The organism is Thermococcus thioreducens, from assembly GCF_002214545.1.
Taxonomy (GTDB): Archaea; Methanobacteriota_B; Thermococci; order Thermococcales; family Thermococcaceae; genus Thermococcus; species Thermococcus thioreducens.
Genome location: NZ_CP015105.1, coordinates 859448 through 879198 on the forward strand (window position 1 = coordinate 859448; position 19751 = coordinate 879198).

The following is a 19751-nucleotide window of genomic DNA, read 5'->3' on the forward strand; positions in this document are numbered from 1 at the left end:
CACTCAAAATTCGTTTAATCGATAAAAGGCTTTCGAAACGAAAGAATCAGATCGCCTTTACGCGTCTGGCCACCCTGGGCCTGGGCTTGTAGAGTATCTTGCTGCCGCAGTAGGGGCAGCGGACTTCCCTGGTGTTTTCGAGGTCGAGCTCGACCTCCCTTCCGCACTTTGCGCACCGGTAAACGGCCATCACCATAGTTATCACCCTAAACTAAGCAAAGGAAAGGGGTCAGGCCTTGGAGGCCGTGACGCGCTTGGCGACCTTTCCGGCCGGAGTGGTCGGCAGGTATGCACCGCCGGCGAAAGTGGCGCCGCACTTCTGGCACTGCCATATGCCCGTGCTTATCCTCCTGACGGCCTTCCTTCCGCAGACCGGGCAGACGTGCTTCTGCTTCATCTTGGCCTCAACGGCCGCTACCCTTCTCCTGATCTTGAGACCGTACCTTGGACCGTATCTTCCGGCTGAACCAACCTTAGTAGTCCTTCCCATGAGCATCACCCCTAATTATCAACCGATTTTCACGACTGGAGAGTGTTTCCGGGGACGTTTTATAAACCTTTGCCTGGAAACTTTGCGGAGCAAAGTTTCATCAAAGTTTGCGGTTCCTTTAAACCCGCCGGTTGGTGGAAGATTCCCTTATAAAATTTATCTAAGCGCTGAGAATTTGCCCGGTAAAATTTCACCAAAGTTTGTGATTGAAGCTTTTGGAAAAAGCTCCACCAAAGAAACTTTTCTTGCGAAAAGTTTCATCAAAGTTTGTGATTCCTCTTCCAAAAGGTGCAGTTGAAAAGGGTTTGCACTATCAAACTGCCATTTTAAGCTGGAATTCACATTTCACAAGCCTCAAAACAGGGGTTTAAACCATCAAAGCGCTCCAACGGAGCGCGGAAGAAGCAAACCCACTTAAACAAAGCACCTTCAAAAAGGAATTCTTCACCAAAAATCACACCCAACAAGGCAAACCATCTCAAAAAAGCACCTCCAAAACGAATCACCAACTTGATCAAACTCTGCGGGACTGTCGTCCCTTGCGTCGAGCAAAGCTCGACATCGCGCAGGCGAACAAGCTTTAGGAAAGCTTGACCAAAGGAATGCCCTTCTTACCAACAGGCAAAAAAATCAGTCGTGCACTCGCGAATTGAGCAATTCCAGAGCGAGTTTAGCGTTAGATGGGGACTTTTAGGTAGTTTCATTCTATTTTTGGCGTCCTTCGGACGCTGTTTGTGTAGTGAAACACTCACAAAAGAGCAAGTCGAAAAGAAACTCCCTACAATTGCTAAATTTCAGAAAACGCATCCACTTTTCCGCCAGCGCTTGCGCAAGCAAGGGCTGTGAGGGGGGCATTTGAGCTGTCGCCCCCCTGGGGGTCCCGACGTCATCGCAACCCCATACTCGTCGGGCAGATTTATATTGTGCCAAAAAGATAAAAGCCTTCTGGGATGAGCATCATTTAGGGGGGCAAACGGTATGGAAAGGGTATGGGGTTCGGTGTTTCCGCTCGTTTACATAATCGTCTTCGCTCTAACAATGAAGCAGTACAGCCTACAGTTCACTCCCCTTATTTCATGGGCTTTTGTCGGCGGGGTGGTTCTCTCTTCTTCGGCTGGCATTTACCTCGACGGCAGAATACCTCTAAGAAGTGTCTTCATCTTCGGACTTTTCACGCTGATATGGCTTCTTATTGGAATCAGGCACAGCTCACCGGGCAACTGGTATGTTCTGGGTGGCCTAGCCGGCTACTTTCTGCTCGCGATTCTCATGCAGAAGACGAGCAAACCCTTATAACTTCACCCCCAACTCCAATTAGGTGCAGAACATGGCTGGAACGATAAGCAAGATAATACACTTCAGAGACGAGGAAGAGTTCCTCGACGATATGACGGAGATAATGGAGCGCTTCTCATATCTGGCGAGCAAATACGGCCACAATCCGGTGGAGGGCGTTCTCCTGTGGGACTACATCGGCGTCCAGGACGAGGAGGGCGTCAAAATTTTCCGGGTCGGAGAGTTCCCATACTTCGAGGGGACGCTGAAGGTTGACCTTGAAACTCTCCGCGTAATGGAGCGCTACTTCGACGAGATGGAGAGCAAGTGGGACGAGCTCCGCGTGGAGGACATCGCCTACTTCGTAGAGATGCTGAATGAGGCCCTGGGCAGGGAAATCGTCTTCTACGAGGCCTACGACCTCGGCCTTGACAGGAACACCGCCTACATAATCCTGAACCTCCTCAGCATACACTACCTTGAGGGTGTTCTCGATGGGGGGGACAGGGATATATTCGAGGAGGCTCTCGAACTGCTGATGAAATATATTTGATAATGTAATTGCTGAATTATGCAATTGTTTAACTAAAGCTGGAGGTGTGGCGATGCTCTTCAAGAAAAGGGGAACCTTCACCGAGGAAGATGCCAGAAAGGTCATCGAAATCGTGAGCAAAAGGCCCAACGAGCGGGAGATAATCATCATGGCGGAGAGGATCACCGATGGGGCAAAGAGGCGCCTCTGGGACTACGCGAGGGGAGTTCAGCTTATGGCCGACATGACCGGCGAGGAAAGAAAGGTACGGGTCGAGATTCTTGAAGGCTACGTGAGCGAACACGTTAAGGGCGTTGATGTGGATGAGCTGTGAGGTGTTGGCATGAAGCTCGTGATGGCCGAGGTCTTCAACAGCTGGCAGGGTGAAGGAGGGAGCGTTCCCGGAAGTGCCTTCGGCAGGAGGCAGATTTTCGTCCGCTTCGCAGGTTGCGACCTTAACTGTGCCTGGTGCGACTCAAAGGAATACATAGACGCCTCTCGTGTTTCCCGCTGGCGTTACGAGGTGGAGCCCTTCACAGGGAAGTTCGAGTACAGACCAAACCCTGCGGAGCTCGATGATGTCGTTGATGCCATCCTGCGCCTCGATACCGGTGACGTACACTCGGTAAGCTACACGGGCGGCGAGCCCACGCTCCAGATAAGGGCACTCAAGGTGCTTATGGAGAAAATGAAAAGCCTCGGCTTAGACAACTTCCTGGAAACCCACGGCGGCCTTCCGGAGCTGATTAGGGAGGTTGCCCACCTTACCGATTACGCGAGCGTTGACATAAAGGACGAGACGGCAAAGGCCACAGGGGACTGGAGGGCTTTGGTTCTCCGTGAGGTCGAGAGCATACGGATCCTGAAGGAAGCCGGGGCCAGGGTTTACGCCAAGCTCGTCGTTACATCGGAGACGAAAATCGAGAACGTCCGCTGGTATGCGGAGCTTTTGAAAGGTTTGGCCCCACTCGTAATCCAGCCGAGGGAGCCGATCGAGATACGTCAGGAAAAGCTCGTGGAGCTGTACCGCGAAGCCTCGCTCGTTATGGGCCGGAAGAACGTCGGCCTGAGCTTCCAGGTTCACAAGTACCTCAACGTCCTCTGAGGTGAGAGTGTGAAGGGTGAGGCGCTTATTGCGCTCTCCCTCGTGTTCGCTGGCCTTTCCGCATATCTTCAAGGTTCCAGCGGGGAGCTTTCTCTTGCACTCCTCCTGGCCGCGTTTGTGGCCCTCTTTTCCGGGGCTTCCATAATCAACCGCTCAAAGCCTTCGAAGCGTTCTGAAAGCGCTCTCGTTCTTGGCGTTCTCCTTCCGTTGCTGCTGTTCCTGAACTACGGGAATCCGCTTTATCTCGCCGCGGGTGGGCTTATGGTGGTGGCCTTCTTCTGGAATTCCGAGAAATCGGTTTTGCTCCTGGTCCCGGCTGGGCTGATAATGGGGTGGCTGGCCATCGGGGAGAGCTCGTACGTGGCCAGATTCGTCGGTGCTTTCCTGCCCGCGGTTTCAATCATCGTGGGGAGCGCGTCCCTCTACTTCTGGTTGAGATACAGGTGAGCTTTTAAGGGATTTTCCGAAGTGAGTGTGGCGATGATGAGATTGGCCTTTGGGGTGAGTGATGCCCGGAAAAGCCGCCTGAGCCTCCGTCAAATTTTTAAGGCATCTCTTTTAGTAACCCCTGGAAAGATTAAGGGGGTGGTGCCATGCCGGTGATAGAGGAAGTGGCGCCGAGGAGCTTCGAGAGGATCGGAAGCCACTCCCACATAAGGGGCCTTGGCCTCGACGAGAACGGAAAGGCCAGGTTCATGGGAGACGGAATGGTCGGACAGGTCAAGGCGAGGGAAGCGGCTGGAATAGCTGTTGAGCTCATCAAACGCGGTAAGCTCGCCGGCAAGGGAATCCTCCTCGTCGGCCCGACTGGGAGCGGTAAGACGGCGATAGCGATGGGCATAGCGAGGGAGCTCGGTGAGGACGTTCCCTTCGTCCAGATAGCCGGCAGTGAGATTTACTCCGCCGAGGTCAAGAAGACCGAGTTCCTGAAGGAGGCCCTGAGAAGGGCGATAGGAGTAAGGATAAGCGAGGAGAGGAAGGTCTACGAGGGTGAGATAAGGGAGATTAAAATCAACAGGACGAGGCACCCGTTCAACCCCTACGTCGAGATTCCTGAGAGCGTCATCATAACCCTCCGCACGAAGGACGACGAGAAGACGATTAGGGCAGGAAGGGAGATAGCCTACCAGCTGCTTGAGATGGGCGTCGAGGAGGGCGACGTCATACAGATTGACGCGGAAACAGGAAGGATTTCGAAAATAGGCACCACCAAGGAGGAGGAGGGGCTGTTCTTCAAGAGGAAAGTGAACCTGCCGAGCGGCCCGGTTCTCAAGATAAAGGAGTTCACTTACACAGTAACCCTCCACGACCTCGACGTTGCCAACGCCCGCGGAAACATCTTCGGCCTGCTCTTCAGCACGGGGGCGGAGATAAGCGACGAGATAAGGCAGAGGGTTGATGAGACGGTCAAGAAGTGGATCGAAGAGGGGAAGGCCAGCCTCGTGCCGGGTGTTCTCTTCATAGACGAGGTGCACATGCTCGACATCGAGGCGTTCTCCTTCCTCGCGAGGGCGATGGAGAGCGAGCTGGCGCCGATCCTAATCCTCGCGACGAACCGCGGAAGGACGAAGATCAGGGGCACCGACCTCGAAGCCCCGCACGGCATTCCGATAGATATGCTCGACAGGCTGCTCATAATCAACACCGAGCCCTACAGGAAGGAGGAAATTCGCGAGATAATCAAGATAAGGGCTAAGGAGGAGAAGATCGAGGTAAGCGAGGATGCCATCGAGTACCTCGCGGAGCTCGGCGAGAAGACCAGCTTAAGGTATGCAGTCCAGCTCCTCGCCCCGGCGAGCGTCCTGGCAAAGGGCGGAAGGGTGGAGAGGGAGCACATCGAAAAAGCTAAGGAGTACTTCGCCGACCTCAGGAGGAGCATGGAGTTCGTGGAAAAGCTGGAGGGCATGCTGAGGTGATTCCTTTTCTATCTTCCTCCCATTATCTCCATCAGCTTCCTGCTGAGCTTCAGGTGGAACTCGAACTCGTGATATGCCCTGTTCTCCGTCGGGAAGACAAGCTTCAGCTCGTTCAGTCCCTGCTTTCCACCGAACTCACCGAACACCGTTATCCCGTTCACCTCGATGACGCCGAAGACCGCCGCGAGGTTGAAGATCAGCGTCCTGAGCTGGTAGGCCGTAATGTCGTGCCTCCCAAGCTCTTTGCGCGGATACTTGAAGAGGAAGTACTCAAGCCCCTCCATCTCGGCCACGTCGGTTATCGCTATGTCGGCCGTCAGGAAGACCAGCAAAGTTGGCGTCATGTTGTCGTAGTGCTTTAGGGACTTCACTATTATCTCGTCGTTGTTGTGGGCCGGCTCCTTGGCGCTCTCCGCTATGATTATCCTGTCCTTCAGCCTCTCGAACTCCTTTAGGGCTATGTAAGCCGCCTTTCTGCTCTTTTTCGTCCTCCTGTTGCTGAACTCCTTCAAAAGACTTCCGTTCCTCACCTCACGCCTCATCTCCTCCAGCTCCCTGTGGCGGTACTTGTAGTTCATCGCGTTTTCTATCTCCTTCTTCACTCCCTCGGCCACGACTATCTGATACCTGTCAAGGGGCCGGAAGCCCGAGATGAAGCGGTGGTAGAAGAGGTTTGTGTCGGGGGCAAAGGAGACGCCCTTTCTGAGCCTCTCGTAGAGCTCAAGGTTCTGGAGGAACTCGTCCACGTTGTCGTAGAGGATTATCCCCGAGGAGATAAAGCACTCGTAGAAGTCGGTGTAAGTGGGCAGTTCGTGGGAGAGGTGCTCCGGAACTTGGTCGTTGAATTCCCTTCGGTTAACGGTGACTTCAACGCGGTAGCCCGTCTCTATCGGCTTCGCCCTCAGCAGGCGGAGACCGTACAGCGGGTAGCTCACTTCAACCTCCCCGAGAACGTTCATAAGAACCTGAAGCTCCGGCTTTTCGATGAGTTCAGTAGGGCGGCGCATTTCCATCACCCAGGAAGTTCTTGAGGCGCTGCATGTGGATTGGTATCATCATGTAAGGCCTGTCCGGAAAGTCCATGTCGAGGAGGGCCATGTAGATTATCCTGTCCACTGGGAACTCCCTGAGCTGAACCACCGCCGCCGTGGCGAGGGCCTTCCGTCCGGACGTTATATCCAGCCCGATGGTGTACCCTTCCTTTTCAAGCCTCTGGAAGAGTATCTTGAACTTCCTATCAGCCTCAAGGAAGCTGTTGTCCGGGATTACAATGGTCTCGATTTCGGGGGTGAAGTTGTAGGCCCGAGATATTGCCTTCAGTGCCTCCACAACTCTGGGAAGCTTTTTGCGGTACGTCTCTTCCGTGAATATGAAGACCCGGTCCGGTTTTCTCCCCCTTGAGACGACCGCGTAGTAGGTATTTACCAGTGCCCATTCCGAGCGGCCGAGCAAGGTTATGTAGGCAATCTTCATAAACCACGCCCCCATACGTACGCTAAAACACCGTAGGCTATTGCCAGAATGAATGGCAGGGCTGAGATTCGCCCCTTGACCGTCCTGTAGGCGAGCAGGAACGGAACCAGTGCCATCACGAAGTATTCGGCGCCCCATGTTTCGTAAATTCCAAATGATGTAACGGCAAAGATGAAAAAGAGGGCTACCACAGCACCGGCGGGAACGGTTAAGAGGGTGAGCATGAGGACATCAAGGGCGTCCCCTGACTCCCTTTCAGGAATTAAGACCACCCAGAAGAGGAAGCTCAGAACAAGAAAATGAACCAACAGCCCCCAGAACTCCACGTCAAGGTTCGGCTCGCCCCTCGCGGGCAGGTAGTAGAAGAGAGCCGCTCCGAATGCATAGGCGAGCGTCATGATGAGCGAGATCCCCCACTTCATGGGGGAGGAGCCCTCCGCTTTCATTCGTTCACACCTTCATTCAATTAGTACCATCCCGTACAAAACGCTTTCGGAGAAGTCAATTTTCACGAGCCTTCCAATCTCGATGCCAATGGCGTCTATACTCGGCCTGACCTTGGTTGGAAGCCTGCACGGCTCGCCCCTCTCGAAGGGACAGTCATCACAGAGGTTGCAGTTGCCGGGGAACAGTGCTGTTGCATACATTTTTCCCTCCCGGAAAAACTCCTCCTCCCTTTTCAGCAGGTACAGGAGGGCTTCCCGCTTATCTCTCTCAAAGTGTTCCATATCTATCTCGAACTTCACTATCAGCGCCTTTTTGAAGGCGGCAATCCACTCTCTGGTCTCCCTCCAGTCCGGGGCGTGTGGCGGACAGCTCGGCCTCTTGCCGTACATGGGGCAGGAGCGGCACTTCCAGACCGGTCTGGGGGAGACGGTTATCTCATCCGCTGGAATTTCCTTCTCCCACAGCACCTTCATAGGGCATCAAGAAAAAATGGAGCCGGAGCTTAAAAATCAATCCATCAGCCTGCCGCCGTTGACATCTATGACCTCGCCAGTTATGTGGTCGTTTTCGAGGAGGAAAATCACCGTGTGGGCTATCTCCTCCGGTTTGGCTATCTCCCCCGTCAGCGAGAGCGAACGGAGCCTCTTCTTTATCTCAGGATTTATCAGCTCGGTATCAACTGGCCCGGGGGCGACTGCGTTGACGAGAATATCCGGTGCAAGGTGCCTCGCGAGGTTAAATGTGAGGGCTATCAGTCCGCCCTTCGATGCCGCGTAGTGCGGCCCCACGGTTCCGCCGTCCTTGCCCGCTATCGAGGCTATGTTGACTATCTTTCCCTTCTTCATGTATTTGAGGACTTCCTGAGTGACGATAAAGGCCCCCTTGAGGTTGACGCCGAGAACCGCGTCCCAGTCCTCGTCAGTGACCTCCATCGGCTTCAGGGCCTTTCCAAGGATTCCTGCGTTGTTCACGAGGATGTCTATCCTTCCAAAGTGGTTAATAACTTCCTCGACCATCCTTCTGACCTCTTCCCGGTTGCTCACGTCGGCCTTTACGGCGATCGCGTCGACCCCGTAGGAACGGCAGAGCTCCGCGGTCTCTTCCGCCTTCTCCCTGCTGTGGGCGTAGTTTACGGCAACGTTTGCCCCCTTCTCCGCGAGGGCGAGTGATATCGCCCTCCCTATTCCCCTTCCGCCGCCGGTAACTAGGGCAACCTTCCCGGTCAGCTCCACACGCACCACCAACCCTTCTTTGCCTTTGAACTTAATAAAGCCTAACGCCGAAATATTTTTACGTTTGAAAACTTAATTGTTCATATGAAGGAATTCGCGGTAGTGCTACTTTTGATTTTTGGGACGTTGGCCGCCGGGTGCACGTCCCAAGAAAAGCCCGAAGGAGGGGTTGGTATGGATTTGGAGATCGGTTCGATATTTCACAACGGGGAGTACATACCAGTTGAGTTCACGTGCGACGGTGAGAACGTCAATCCTCCCATCTTCATCGGCCACATAGACTCCAGGGCCAAAAGCCTGGTCATCATCATGGACGACCCCGACGCCCCAGGAGGAACTTTCACCCACTGGATAGCCTGGAATATCCCCCCGCTTGGGGAGATTCCCAAAGGCGTGCCCCCTCAGCCGGAGGTCGATGCCCCGGTGCATGTTGTTCAGGGGCGCAATGACTTCGGAAGGATAGGCTATGGTGGGCCGTGTCCGCCGAGGGGTCATGGGGTGCACCATTACCACTTCAAGGTCTATGCGCTTGACACGACCCTCAACCTAAAACCCGGCTCAAGCAGGGAAGAACTGGAAAAGGCCATGGAAGGCCACGTTATCCAGTGGGGAGAGCTCGTCGGGCTCTACGAGAGGAAATGACCCTATCTTTTCTTTTCCATTAACTTTACGGTAAGGTTTATGGCGCTCTGGAACGCTGCCAGGAAGTTCAGGGCGAAGAATATCCAGTCCCCTATCAGGTAGGAGTATATCGTGAGCAGCGTCGAGGCCGTCACGTAGATCAGTATGAACTGCATGTTGAGCGGGCACTTCCTCGTCTTTATGGTCTCCCACGTCTGGGGAACCCACGAGCTCACCAGGAGAAGCATTCCTATGAGTCCTATTATCGCTCCACCTTCCATTTTCTCTCACCTCCAACGGGAGGAAAAGGATGAGGGAAGCGTAAAAAAGCCTTGTGGATGGGTTGGTGTTAAAATTTCCGGAAAATCGTGAAAAAATAGACAGAATTAAGCTAAAGCTGGCTAGCGAGCCTCGACATTGCCCAGGTTTTAACGTCCTCATCGAGGATTCCGTTGATGATTTCCATGGCCTCAGAAATATTTCCGGCTTTTGCGAGAGCGAGTGCTACCTCGGCCTCAACCTTTGACCTGTTGGAAAGATCGGTAATGTATCGGGATATATGAAGGGCATCGTCCGGTTTGCCCATGTTCAGGAACTCAAAGGCCAGGCTCATCAGGGCCTTTGTACTTTCCTCGTGGTTCTCTATGTCCAGTGCTGCCTCGATGGCATGATTTAGGGCTTCTTTGTAGTTAGGACTCTTCCGTGCGACTTCAACGGCTATGTGGGAGAAGGCTTTTGAGCGAATCACTTTGTCTGGTATGCCACCGGCCATCTCGATGGCCTCTTTCACTTTTCCTGAATTAACGAGCTTAAGAACAGCCTCATAGAGCGCCCGGGAGCGGTACCATTCCTGCATGAGTATCCCCAAAACTTTTGCAACTCCCAGGATTTAAGCTTTCCGCGGCCAAAGTTTATAACTCCCCATGAGAATAAGGCTCAGGTGAGAAAATGAAGAAGTTGGTGTTGTTTTTCATATGGTTGCTGGTGTTCTCAACGGTCTCCTACGCCCTCGTCGAAACCCAGATCGACCCAGGCAAGCTCCATTTTTACATGTACGGTCTGGAGACATGTCCCCACTGTCAAAAAATGAAGGAAGAGATTCCCAAGTTCTACGGGGAGAACAGCCTAACGTACTACGAGCTGATCAACAACGACGAGAACAACAAGCTCTTTTCGGCCCAGTACAAGTACACCGGTATAGCCGGAGTGCCCGCCATAGGTATAGCGTACGACGGAAAGCTTGTGGCAATAGTTGAAGGAGAATACAACGTCTCAGCTACGCCAAAGATTGTGCAGGCGGCCCTTGACAACGGGGGCTTAATACTCTTCACCGGTGGGCAGGCGTACATAATCAAGAACGAAACAATAATCCAGGAGCTTCAGGCGATATACGTTGAGCACAGAATGCCCGGGGAGGGCCAGACCACAACGACCACCGCATCGGAAACAACATCCACTACAACAAATCCTGGCAGTGAAATCTGCGGTCCCGGAATAGCGGTCGTTCTCGCTGTTCTTCCGCTGGTTCTGTGGAAGAAAAGGCGCTGACCTTTCGTTCCCAACTTTTTGTTTTAGAAAGCCACAAAAAGCCCTGTGAGAACTTTCTCCCATGAGAAGTGAGATAAAGGGACTGGCGATAATCCTTCTGGCATCCTTCGGGGTGAGTTCCCTTGCGCTGTGGGCGCTGGGTATGGTGGACTTTGTACCCAAGTTCTTCGCTTTAGCTATGAGCGACTCGATAAACCCGTGCACCTTCGTCATATACACCATGCTCCTCATAGCACTCTCCGTAAGGGAGATATCAAAGAAGAGGCTGTATTTCATAGGCTCAGCGTTCATAGCCGCGGTCTACATATCATACTACCTTCTTGGCGTTGGACTGCTGTACTTCGCCGGCTACCTTCCCCTCTGGGTCGCTGGAGTTGCGGCGATAGTATTCGGTGCTTACACCATAGCCACAGGTCTGATGGAGAAGTCCCGCGTCGGCGACAAAAGCAAAATTAGAAGGAAAATATTCAGCAGCGACGCGACAGCCATAGGCGCCTTTACGCTTGGAGTTATAGTATCAACTACGCTGTTGCCCTGCTCGGCCGGTAGCTACCTCGTCTATGCGATAATAATCTCCAAGGCCGGGAAAGCACTTGCATTCCTCCTCCTGGCGCTCTACAACCTCGTCTTTGTCCTACCACTGGTCGTCATACTGCTCGCCATGGGGAGTGTCACCGAGAGCAAGCGCTTCTCCCAGGCCATGGTGCGGCACAGCAGGGAGCTCTCGGTCATAGCCGGTCTGCTCCTGATAGCCATCGGAGTCTGGGTTCTTGCGGGCGCTTCACTTTAGGCCGAGCTTTTCCCTCACCCTTTTCTCGAATTCGGCGAAGTTCGGAACCCCTATGAACTCCACCCTGTTGTCTATGAGTATCGTTGGAGTGCCCATTATGTTGTGCTCCATGGCCTTCCTCTGGCCTTCGGGAGTGGCCACACTCAGTTCTCTCGCTACGACTCCCTCGTATTTTCTCTCAAGCTCCTGAGCCATTGCCCAGGCTATCGGGCAGTAGGGACAGCCGGGCGACGTTATGACCTCAATGACCACCTTTCTCTTTGGCTTCACATCTATCATCCCGGCCCGCTTCATGAGTTCGAGCATCTTTTTCCTCCGTATCATCTCAAGCTCGTCCATACCCTCACCCCGTTAGAAAAGAAAAGTGAGGGGATTTAAAAAGAAATTTTTGAAAAAGAGTTCATGGGACATTAATCACCAGTTGCAAGGTGGATGGCCAGCAGTATCGCAAAGAGCACGGCCAGGGCTATGTGGACTTTTTTCCAGTGGCCCAGTATGCCCACGAACTTCTTTGCCATTTTCCTGTCGTGCTTCTTCGCCGCGAGGAGAACCTTTCCATGTATGTACCTGCCGATGAACCCGTTCAGGTTCAGCAGAACCAGTACGATGCCCATCGCGAGCCCCGTGCCCCCCGTGAGTCCTGCGTAGTTGTCGCATGAGAAGAAGTGGACAAAGACCAGCAGCGTTCCTGTTATGGTGAGGACGTGGTGGATGGTGAGGGGATACACCGGGCCAAATATCGTCATGTACGGGTGCTCCGGCCTTATCTCAAAGCCCCACTCACTGGACTTCTTGTGCACTATGACGAGCTTTCTCTTTGTCAGGGAGTAGTAGACGACACCGGCAGCAATAAGGCCCACTCCAAGGGCCGCGAGCCCGCCGTAGCCTGCCTCATACTCGTTTTCCTCACCGTTGTCGTCCGCAATTACAAGGGGGGCCATCATAAGGATCAAAAGGAAGAAAACGAGAGCCCGCTTCACTACTATCACCTCAGAAAGCGCCGCTCCCGAGGCCGCATATCTTGGCGAACGGACAGACCGAGCAGTCCTCGGTGTAGGGCTTGAGGTAGGGCTCACCCTTGACCGCTTTGGTTATCTCCTTCGCCCTCTCCATTGCCTCGTCGTCCCCCTCAAGGACGAGGGTGACGCTTCCTTCAGCTCCGCCCGCTCCGCCGGCCGCTATCGGTATGGCCTCGACACCTGCCAGAATCCTGTAAGCTTCAACCTCCGTAACGGGATGGGAGTGGGGTATCGGTACGAGTGCGGAGTAAAGCCCGGTTCCCCAGTCGAAGGAGTAGATGCCGGTGAGCTTTGCGCTCTCCTCGACCGGCGTCGGCACGAACTTCTCAAGGCTGACCGGCGTTATCGTGAAGACCCCCTTCGTTATCGTCCATCCGAAGGTCTTCCCTATGGTTCCGCCGTCGGGAGCGGCGGCGAAAACAGCGACGTTCCAGTTGATGTCTATCGCGTTGGCACCTTTGATAAAGACGTCCTTCGGCCCCATCCTCTTGAGGGCCTCAAGCGGGTCGTCGAAGGGCTCGCCCTTGTAGAGGACGAGGTGCTTGGGCCAGGTCTGTTTTGGTGTAACACACGTCCGTCCTTTGCTTATAACGCCGACGGTCCATTTCTCCTTTTCAATTTCCTCTCCCAGTATCTCCTCGGCCACATAGGCCGCTGTTGTACCGGTGGCTATGTACACGAAGCCGTGCTTGAGGGCGTGTTGGACTTCGGGCATTGCCACAACTGCCTTGGCGATCAGCCTCTTGCTCTCCGGCGGTGTGAGGGTTACAAGCGCTCTTTTCATCCCAATCACCTCCATTAAAATCGGCGTCGAAAGGTATTAAACCTTGCTTTAGTCAAGCCGAGAAGACTTAGCTCATCCGAAAAGTTCTAGGCAGATGTTACACTCCCCCGGGTCGACCTCGGGGTCGACTTTGGAGTGGATGGAGCAGGCGTATCCCTTTCCGAGCATTTCCAGAGATATCTCCACTATTCTCCGGTGTATCTCGTATTCACCCGGCTTCTTCTCGACTATGTTTCGGGCGAGGGACTGGAGTTTCTCCTCTATGTCTGGATAGCTGGAGACGTCCATCAACGCGCCCCTGTCCATCCGAAGATAGCGGGAAACCGCCGACTGGGTTATGTGGAGAAGCTGAGCTATCTCGGTCTGCTTCAGGCCGTTTTCGTAGAGTATCTCAACGAGCCTCCGCCTGAGTGATGGGTACACGTAGCGCGAGGCCACTTCAAAGGCGTTGGTCTTCATGGTATCCTTTATGACGCGTGGAATATTTAAACCTTTCTGCCAAGTCCCCCGGGGTTTTGACATGACATAAGTCATAAAACCGCTTTAGGTTATTAAACCGCAAAACTTTTATGAAGGTCACTTCATCTATAACCGAAGGATATGACACGTGTCATAAAAATGGAGGTTGATGGATATGGCGATACGCGTTCCGGAAGCGTTTGATATGCTCTGCAACCAGTGTTCGATGAGTTTGGCGGGAGGGTGTACTATAAGGGGAGTCTGCGGCAAAGACCCCGACCTCAACTCGCTCCAGGAGGCCCTGCTCTACGGCATAAAGGGAACATCGGCCTACTACTACCACGCCCTTGAGGTCGGCTACGACGACCCGAGGATAGGCCACTTTTTGGCTGAGGCCCTCTACTCGACCCTGACCAACGTCAACTTCGACAAGAACCGCTTCCTTGAGCTCATCCTTGAGAACGGAAGGGTTCACCTTGAGGCGATGAAGCTCCTCGATAAGGCCTACGTTGAGACCTTCGGAAGGCCGGAGCCGGTTGAAGTCCCGACCGGAACTGCGGAGGGACACGGCATACTCGTCACCGGCCACAGCTACAAGGCTCTGTATGAACTCCTCAGGCAGATCGAGGAGATGGGCCTTGAGGAGGAGCTCAAGGTCTACACCCACGCGGAGATGTTTCCGGCACATGCATACCCCGAGCTGAGGAAGTTCAAAGCGCTCTACGGCAACTGGGGAGGCTCGTGGCTCTACCAGAAGAAGGAATTCGCGGAGTTCCCGGGCGTCATTCTGGGCACAAGCAACTGTGTCCAGCAGCCGACGAAGGCTTACGCCGACAGAATCTTCACCGTTGGGATAGCGGGCCTTGAAGGGGTTCCCCACATCGAGGACTACAACTTCGAGCCGCTCATAAAGCGCGCCCTTGAAACCCCCAGGATGGAGGCTTACGACGGCGGAAAGCTCCTCACCGGCTTCCACCACACCAACGTTTTGGCGATGAAGGACAAACTGATAGAGCTAATCCAGGAGGGCAAGATAAGGCACATCTTCGTCGTGGGCGGTTGTGACACCCCGCACAAGGGCATGGGCTACTACGAGAAGCTCACTGGGCTGATTCCAAAGGATGCGCTGATACTCTCTGCGGCATGCGGCAAGTTCCGCTACAACGCGAGGGACTACGGCACCATTGAGGGCATTCCACGGTTCCTCGACTTCGGCCAGTGCAACAACGTGTACTCGATAATCGAGATTGCAATAGCACTCGCCAATGAACTCGGGACGGATGTGAACTCCCTGCCGGTGAGCATAGTCCTGAGCTGGATGGAGCAGAAAGCCATAGCGATACTCTACTCGCTCCTCTACCTGGGAATCAAGGGCATCTACATCGGACCAAGGCCGCCAGAGTTCCTGACTCCCAATGTGTTTGAGATCCTCAGGAGGCAGTTTGACCTCAGGCTCACCGGCGACCCGGAGGCTGACCTCAGGGACATGCTCGGCAAGGGAATAAGCGTGGAGGAGGGTTCACCCCTCGCGGAGGAGCTGGATTAAACTAACTCTTCTTTTTCTCTTTGGGTTATTGGTGTTTGAGTTATTGGATTTGGATTCTGTCAGGCTTCTGGCTGTTCTTAGATTGTCATGTTTCGGCGGTTGTAATCTGAACTCCCTGTGGAGTAGTGACCTAATTTTAATTGTCACTGCTTTGTTAATACTAATAGTAGAAAATTTTTTAAGGCTTGGATTTGTTATCCTTATGAGTAACACTGGAGGTGCCCTTATGGGCTGGAGGAGGTTTCTTGCTCTGGCTTTGGTGTTTCTCTTCCTTGGAATGACGGTCAGTGGAGCCAGCGCGACTGCCAGCTTCGTAAACTCGACTACTAACAGCACCGTGAAGGTTCCGCATGAGCTCGGTCCGGGGAAGCCTGGGGATGAGGTCCAGCCCCAGGCTGTTCCGGGAATTGTTCTGGTGATAGGTGCAATCCTCGTGGACAATGCGTTAAGTCTTGCCATCGAACATTACGTCTCTCCTGAGGCGGCAATGGCGTATGATGCACTATCTGCAATCCTTGCTCCAGATCCAACAGACATCGTTCGCGGTGGAAAATGGGGAATCAAGATACTCGCGAAGGACGGGGATGAAATATCCAGGTTTTCAATGGGCATCGTAAAGGACTACCTGGGACATAAAATAATGGTTAGGGAATTCACGAAAGTCAGCAGAGAAAACGCCAGGTGGGTGGTAAACGAACTGGGCAAGCAGTACCTCGAGGAGATAGGCGAGAAATATGTAAAAAGGCGTGGCATGGACTTTGATGAGGTTGTTGGTAGCCTCAGAAGGATCAGGAAATGGTTAACTAACAAGAATGCATTTAAGGAGGTTATTCGCCGAGACTGGGACGTTAAGAAGCTTGAAGAAGTACTCAACGACGCAAGCAACGTTAAGCACGGAGGAAGCAAGCTAATTAAGAGAGTCAATGCGGATCTTAGGGATGACAAGACACTGGGCCCACTCTACGAGGCGGAAGTGGTTAGCTACCTCAAGAAAAATCGGTGGACAATCAAGGAAGTTGAGAAAGACGTGATAACCTCAATCGGAAAAACTGAAATTGACATAATTGTTAAGAAAAGAGGAAGGGAGGTTTACATAGAGTGCAAAAGGAGCTTCAGTCAAATCAAGAAGAATCAACTATTAATTCAAGCCGAATACGCCAAGAAAAATGGCGTTGATAAAATCTACGTGTACTACTCAAGGGGTACATCAAATCCCAGGGGGTATTATGATGTCATGTCAGCCATACGAGAGGCGAAGTCTAAGTTTGGGGTTGATATTGAGTTAGTCCAGAAGATTTCGGAATTTAATTAACTCTTTACAATTTTTGAACCATTGGAGGTGAATGTATGGGGGATTGCAAGAGTGTCGTTGCGGTGTTTGATGAGCCTTGGGGAATAGTGTTGGAAAAATTTAGAGAGGAATTTGAGTTCCTCGGCGAGAAGCAGTACGGGAACGAGAGGGAAAACATGGAGTGGTTTAAGTTTGAGGACACAAGGGGATTCAAACTAATGCTTAAAGGCCACATCCACTTTACACTGAACACAATCGAAGATTGGGGTCCTCACGACTACTTTGACATCGAAGTATTCTCAAAAGACGGCGTGACAGTTATTGACCTCGAAACCTGCATGAGCAAATTTGATTTCATCTTAAGTTCTGAATTCCTTAAATTCCTCAAAAAACTAACGGAGATCGGAGCGGTTCTCATTTGTGGATACATCTACGGATATGAACGTCTTGAGAGGGTGTTTGGTGATACCAATCGATTCTTGCTCTATGAATGGTCAGTTGGGATTGTGAAGCGGGGAAAGCTTGAAGTTATTCCCTCTGGCGTTACTGTTGTGAAGAGAGAACTCTTGGACTTGGAGGATGGTCTCTACGAGCTGATTGAAAGACCTGGAAGAGGGGAGAGAGAGTACGTGCTGGTTAAAAGCATGGATGGGTATAACATACTCGTCACGGTAAGGGAGAGCGATCTGACGGACGAAGAATGCTACCAAGACTTACTCGAGGACAAAGCATGGTTCAGTCTGCACATGACTGCAACGGTTTTCAAGCGTGTTGGAAAGAAAATTGAAAACGAATTCCTAACCAGGAGGGCCGAGGAATACTTTAAAGCTCAAACGGGGGCTGAACCATATTGAGCGAGCAGCAGCCTCGCCAAAGTCTAAAAGTCTAGTGGCTTTAAGAATTAACAAAAATAATCCATCATAGGTTGAGATTACTGAAAAAACAAATAACTTCAATAGGAAATGCTTTGAACTGAACTATCTGTCCTCTTCCAGCTCTTTCAGCTCCTCCATCATCTCCCTGAACTTCTCGTCCCCCATCCCAATGAGCTCCTTCGCCTGCTTCAACGTAATCGTCCTCGCGAGCGTCTTCCTCATCTCGGGGTTCTCAAGGGGGGAGAATCCGTACTTCACAAGTATCTTCAGAGATTCGGGATAGGCCTTCAGGAGTTTGCCCACGTTGGTTTCCTCCGTTATCTCGTCCAGCTTATCGTCGCACTCCCTGATTTCCATCCTAAGCTCCCTGGAGTCCTCGGTCTTCATAATCCTGAGCACGAATGCCCCGCCAACTTCTTTCAGTTCAACCCGATAACCTGCCTCCTCAAGTCTCCCCAGCATGTCAACGAAGGGCTTGTCTCCTATAACTTCAAGAGTCTCCCCCACCGGGAGCTTTCCAAGGGCCTCCATAATCATGACCGCCGGCTGGGGAGGCTGTAATCCACGAACGTCGAGCATCATTTTTCATCACCGCTCCCTTCTATGACGTGCGACATATAAAGATTGTTGGGCAAATCTGCCCAGAAACGCTTAAAAGTACCCACTATGACACTCGTCATGAAGGTGATAAAGATGACTGAGTTGCTGAACAATCGCGAATACAAGAAGGAGCAGCTGAAGAAGCTTCTCCTCAGGATTCACGAAGGGGAAGATGTCAATAAACTCAAGGAAGAGTTCCGCCAGGTCTTGAGCGGCATTTCACCCCTCGAGATTCCCATCATAGAGCAGGAGCTCGTGAAGGAGGGAATCTCGGCAAAAGACATAGCGAAGATGTGTGATTTACACGTTGAACTCTTCAGAGAAGCGGTTGCCGGGACGGAAGAGGTTGAGGAGAAAGACCTTCCGGACGGGCACCCGCTCAAGACGCTCTACCTCGAAAACAAGGAGATAATGAAGGACGCCGAGATGCTCAACCTCTATGCGAGGACTTTGGCGACTACCAAAGATGAGCGCATGAAAGCTGAAATCCTCGGTGTCTTGGAGGAGATAGTGGGCAACCTCAGAAAGGTCGGCTTCACACACTACAACAGGGAGGAGATGCTCACCTTCCCCTACATTGAGCGCAGGGGTTTGACTGCCATAGCGACGGTTCTCTGGACGAAGCACGACGAAATCAGGTTCATGGTAAAGAGGATTGCTGAGCTTTTGGGGAAGAAGGACGAGATGCCCTGGGAAGAGTTCGTTGAGCGCTTTAAGGAGAAAGCCAGCGAGGTTTCCTTCGCGCTGAGCGATATGGTCTTCAGGGAGAACAACATCTATTATCCAACGCTCAAAGCGTTGCTAAGCGAGGGCGAGTGGAAGGCAATAAGGATGCAGGAGGATGAGATCGGCTATTACAAGGTCAACCCACCCGCCTGGAACCCCGGTGAGGACGTTAAACCGCTCCATCCATGGGAAATCAACCCTGAACTGAGCGTTGAGGAACTTTTGAACCTTCCAAAGGAAGTTCAGCAGGCCCTGAAAGGCCGTCCTCTGGAGTTTGACAAAAGCCAGCTGAAGCGCGAGGGCGACATCGACCTCGGAACGGGCTTCGTTAGCATAGAAGAGCTGAAGGCGATATTCGAGGCCCTTCCGGTTGACGTGACTTTCATCGACAAGGACGACCGCGTTAGGTTCTTCTCTCCTGGAGAGAGGATATTCACAAGGACGCCGTCGGTTCTCGGAAGGCCGGTCCAGCTCTGCCACCCGCCGAAGAGCGTCCATATAGTCAACAAGATACTCAGGGCATTCAAGGAGGGCAGGAAGAGCGAGGCAACGTTCTGGCTCAGGCTCGGGCCGAAGTACGTTTACATAAAATACGTGCCCCTCTTTGACAGGGACGGAAACTACATCGGGACGCTTGAGATGACAATGGACATCGAGCCCTACAGGAAGATTAAGGGTGAGAAGAGACTGCTGGACTGGAGGGACTGAGATGAAGGTTGTTGGGGTTGAAGAGGCCGAGAGGGTTGAAAATCCTCACGGGGTGGACGTGAGAAAGCTGATGGACGGGGAAAGCGCCCAGATATTTTACATAACCCTGAAGCCCGGGGAGAGTCTGAAGAGACATACAACGCCGGTTGATGCGTTCATCTACGTCCTCAAGGGCAGGGGCATCGTGGAGGTCGGTGATGAAAGGGCAGAGGTTAAGAAGGGAACCGCCGTATACCTGCCTAAGGGAGTGCCGCACGCGGTCTCCAACGGGGGGAGCCTCGACATGGCATTCCTCGTTATCAAGGTGGTGTGAA

At 52.7% G+C, this 19751-nt stretch carries 28 protein-coding genes; 14 read left to right on the plus strand and 14 right to left on the minus strand.

Annotated features, from left to right (window positions below; translation table 11 throughout):
• Positions 1–46: 46 nt before the first annotated feature.
• Together A3L14_RS04675 and A3L14_RS04680 are read right to left on the minus strand one after the other, a co-directional pair.
• Entirely contained in the window at positions 47–196 is a 150-nt protein-coding gene (locus tag A3L14_RS04675; RefSeq protein WP_014788082.1) for a DNA-directed RNA polymerase subunit P, read from the minus strand.
• 33 nt (positions 197–229) lie between these two features.
• Positions 230–490 carry a 50S ribosomal protein L37ae gene (locus tag A3L14_RS04680; RefSeq protein WP_014012168.1) on the minus strand — a complete coding sequence of 87 codons (261 nt, stop codon included), beginning with the start codon at positions 488–490 and terminating at the stop codon, positions 230–232.
• Positions 491–1468: 978 nt separating this feature from the next.
• On the opposite strand from A3L14_RS04680, the gene A3L14_RS04685 reads away from it, so the two are divergent.
• From A3L14_RS04685 to A3L14_RS04710, 6 genes are all read left to right on the plus strand, one after another.
• Positions 1469–1786 carry a hypothetical protein gene (locus tag A3L14_RS04685; RefSeq protein ID WP_055428613.1) on the plus strand — a complete coding sequence of 106 codons (318 nt, stop codon included), beginning with the start codon at positions 1469–1471 and terminating at the stop codon, positions 1784–1786.
• A gap of 31 nt (positions 1787–1817) precedes the next feature.
• Positions 1818–2318 (plus strand): hypothetical protein, encoded by a 501-nt coding sequence (locus A3L14_RS04690; RefSeq protein WP_055428614.1) that lies wholly within the window; start codon positions 1818–1820, stop codon positions 2316–2318.
• Between the two features lie 52 nt (positions 2319–2370).
• Positions 2371–2631 carry a hypothetical protein gene (locus tag A3L14_RS04695; protein ID WP_055428615.1) on the plus strand — a complete coding sequence of 87 codons (261 nt, stop codon included), beginning with the start codon at positions 2371–2373 and terminating at the stop codon, positions 2629–2631.
• A gap of 9 nt (positions 2632–2640) precedes the next feature.
• The gene (locus A3L14_RS04700; RefSeq protein ID WP_055428616.1) at positions 2641–3402 is read left to right on the plus strand and encodes a 7-carboxy-7-deazaguanine synthase QueE; all 762 of its coding nucleotides are present in this window, start codon (positions 2641–2643) and stop codon (positions 3400–3402) included.
• A gap of 9 nt (positions 3403–3411) precedes the next feature.
• Positions 3412–3849, plus strand: coding sequence for a hypothetical protein (locus A3L14_RS04705; protein ID WP_055428617.1), 438 nt, complete (start codon positions 3412–3414; stop codon positions 3847–3849).
• Between the two features lie 146 nt (positions 3850–3995).
• A complete protein-coding gene (locus tag A3L14_RS04710; RefSeq protein ID WP_055428618.1) occupies positions 3996–5318 on the plus strand; it encodes a RuvB-like helicase in 1323 nt (440 codons plus the stop codon).
• Positions 5319–5326: 8 nt separating this feature from the next.
• Here the strand turns inward: A3L14_RS04710 and A3L14_RS04715 are convergent, their stop codons facing one another.
• The 5 genes from A3L14_RS04715 to A3L14_RS04735 are packed head-to-tail and all read right to left on the minus strand — an operon-like array spanning position 5327 to position 8479.
• Positions 5327–6325, minus strand: a complete 999-nt coding sequence (locus A3L14_RS04715) for a PIN domain-containing protein (RefSeq protein WP_055428619.1) — start codon at positions 6323–6325, stop codon at positions 5327–5329.
• Positions 6309–6791 (minus strand): hypothetical protein, encoded by a 483-nt coding sequence (locus A3L14_RS04720; RefSeq protein WP_055428620.1) that lies wholly within the window; start codon positions 6789–6791, stop codon positions 6309–6311. The genes A3L14_RS04715 and A3L14_RS04720 overlap by 17 nt, the downstream gene beginning before the upstream one ends.
• Positions 6788–7237, minus strand: a complete 450-nt coding sequence (locus tag A3L14_RS04725) for a hypothetical protein (RefSeq protein ID WP_055428621.1) — start codon at positions 7235–7237, stop codon at positions 6788–6790. The genes A3L14_RS04720 and A3L14_RS04725 overlap by 4 nt, the downstream gene beginning before the upstream one ends.
• Positions 7238–7249: 12 nt before the next feature.
• On the minus strand, positions 7250–7711 hold the full coding sequence (locus A3L14_RS04730; RefSeq protein ID WP_055428622.1) for a DUF2284 domain-containing protein: 462 nt from the start codon (positions 7709–7711) through the stop codon (positions 7250–7252).
• 36 nt (positions 7712–7747) lie between these two features.
• Positions 7748–8479, minus strand: a complete 732-nt coding sequence (locus tag A3L14_RS04735; protein WP_232473413.1) for an SDR family NAD(P)-dependent oxidoreductase — start codon at positions 8477–8479, stop codon at positions 7748–7750.
• 165 nt (positions 8480–8644) lie between these two features.
• Here A3L14_RS04735 and A3L14_RS04740 point away from each other — a divergent pair, with 165 nt between their 5' ends.
• The gene (locus A3L14_RS04740) at positions 8645–9112 is read left to right on the plus strand and encodes a YbhB/YbcL family Raf kinase inhibitor-like protein (protein WP_055428624.1); all 468 of its coding nucleotides are present in this window, start codon (positions 8645–8647) and stop codon (positions 9110–9112) included.
• Positions 9113–9114: 2 nt separating this feature from the next.
• On the opposite strand, the gene A3L14_RS04745 is transcribed toward A3L14_RS04740, so the two are convergent.
• Both A3L14_RS04745 and A3L14_RS04750 read right to left on the minus strand, forming a co-directional pair.
• Positions 9115–9372, minus strand: coding sequence for a hypothetical protein (locus A3L14_RS04745; protein ID WP_055428625.1), 258 nt, complete (start codon positions 9370–9372; stop codon positions 9115–9117).
• 110 nt (positions 9373–9482) lie between these two features.
• On the minus strand, positions 9483–9947 hold the full coding sequence (locus tag A3L14_RS04750) for a hypothetical protein (RefSeq protein ID WP_055428626.1): 465 nt from the start codon (positions 9945–9947) through the stop codon (positions 9483–9485).
• A gap of 92 nt (positions 9948–10039) precedes the next feature.
• Between A3L14_RS04750 and A3L14_RS04755 the strand changes: the two genes are divergently transcribed.
• A complete protein-coding gene (locus tag A3L14_RS04755; RefSeq protein WP_055428627.1) occupies positions 10040–10639 on the plus strand; it encodes a CGP-CTERM sorting domain-containing protein in 600 nt (199 codons plus the stop codon).
• A 61-nt stretch (positions 10640–10700) separates the two neighbouring features.
• Positions 10701–11429, plus strand: coding sequence for an electron transporter (locus A3L14_RS04760; protein WP_055428628.1), 729 nt, complete (start codon positions 10701–10703; stop codon positions 11427–11429).
• Here the strand turns inward: A3L14_RS04760 and A3L14_RS04765 are convergent.
• The 4 genes from A3L14_RS04765 to A3L14_RS04780 form a co-directional block, all read right to left on the minus strand.
• Positions 11421–11768 carry a thioredoxin family protein gene (locus tag A3L14_RS04765; RefSeq protein WP_055428629.1) on the minus strand — a complete coding sequence of 116 codons (348 nt, stop codon included), beginning with the start codon at positions 11766–11768 and terminating at the stop codon, positions 11421–11423. The two genes, A3L14_RS04760 and A3L14_RS04765, sit on opposite strands and share 9 nt — an antisense overlap.
• Positions 11769–11839: 71 nt before the next feature.
• On the minus strand, positions 11840–12409 hold the full coding sequence (locus A3L14_RS04770) for a hypothetical protein (protein ID WP_055428630.1): 570 nt from the start codon (positions 12407–12409) through the stop codon (positions 11840–11842).
• Positions 12410–12419: 10 nt separating this feature from the next.
• Complete coding sequence (locus A3L14_RS04775; RefSeq protein WP_055428631.1) at positions 12420–13232, minus strand: hypothetical protein; 813 nt, start codon at positions 13230–13232, stop codon at positions 12420–12422.
• Between the two features lie 72 nt (positions 13233–13304).
• On the minus strand, positions 13305–13691 hold the full coding sequence (locus A3L14_RS04780) for a transcriptional regulator (protein ID WP_055428632.1): 387 nt from the start codon (positions 13689–13691) through the stop codon (positions 13305–13307).
• A gap of 175 nt (positions 13692–13866) precedes the next feature.
• On the opposite strand from A3L14_RS04780, the gene hcp reads away from it, so the two are divergent.
• From hcp to A3L14_RS04795, 3 genes are all read left to right on the plus strand, one after another.
• Entirely contained in the window at positions 13867–15237 is a 1371-nt protein-coding gene (hcp, locus tag A3L14_RS04785; protein WP_055428853.1) for a hydroxylamine reductase, read from the plus strand.
• A gap of 226 nt (positions 15238–15463) precedes the next feature.
• Positions 15464–16549, plus strand: a complete 1086-nt coding sequence (locus tag A3L14_RS04790) for a PDDEXK family nuclease (RefSeq protein WP_074631251.1) — start codon at positions 15464–15466, stop codon at positions 16547–16549.
• Between the two features lie 35 nt (positions 16550–16584).
• Positions 16585–17382: a hypothetical protein gene (locus tag A3L14_RS04795; protein WP_055428635.1), complete on the plus strand. Its 798-nt coding sequence runs from the start codon at positions 16585–16587 to the stop codon at positions 17380–17382.
• A gap of 123 nt (positions 17383–17505) precedes the next feature.
• On the opposite strand, the gene A3L14_RS04800 is transcribed toward A3L14_RS04795, so the two are convergent.
• Positions 17506–17985 (minus strand): DUF1858 domain-containing protein, encoded by a 480-nt coding sequence (locus A3L14_RS04800; protein ID WP_055428636.1) that lies wholly within the window; start codon positions 17983–17985, stop codon positions 17506–17508.
• A 111-nt stretch (positions 17986–18096) separates the two neighbouring features.
• Here A3L14_RS04800 and A3L14_RS04805 point away from each other — a divergent pair, with 111 nt between their 5' ends.
• Both A3L14_RS04805 and A3L14_RS04810 read left to right on the plus strand, forming a co-directional pair.
• A complete protein-coding gene (locus tag A3L14_RS04805; protein WP_055428637.1) occupies positions 18097–19437 on the plus strand; it encodes a DUF438 domain-containing protein in 1341 nt (446 codons plus the stop codon).
• Position 19438: 1 nt separating this feature from the next.
• The gene (locus A3L14_RS04810; RefSeq protein WP_055428638.1) at positions 19439–19750 is read left to right on the plus strand and encodes a cupin domain-containing protein; all 312 of its coding nucleotides are present in this window, start codon (positions 19439–19441) and stop codon (positions 19748–19750) included.
• The last annotated feature ends 1 nt before the right edge of the window (position 19751 follow it).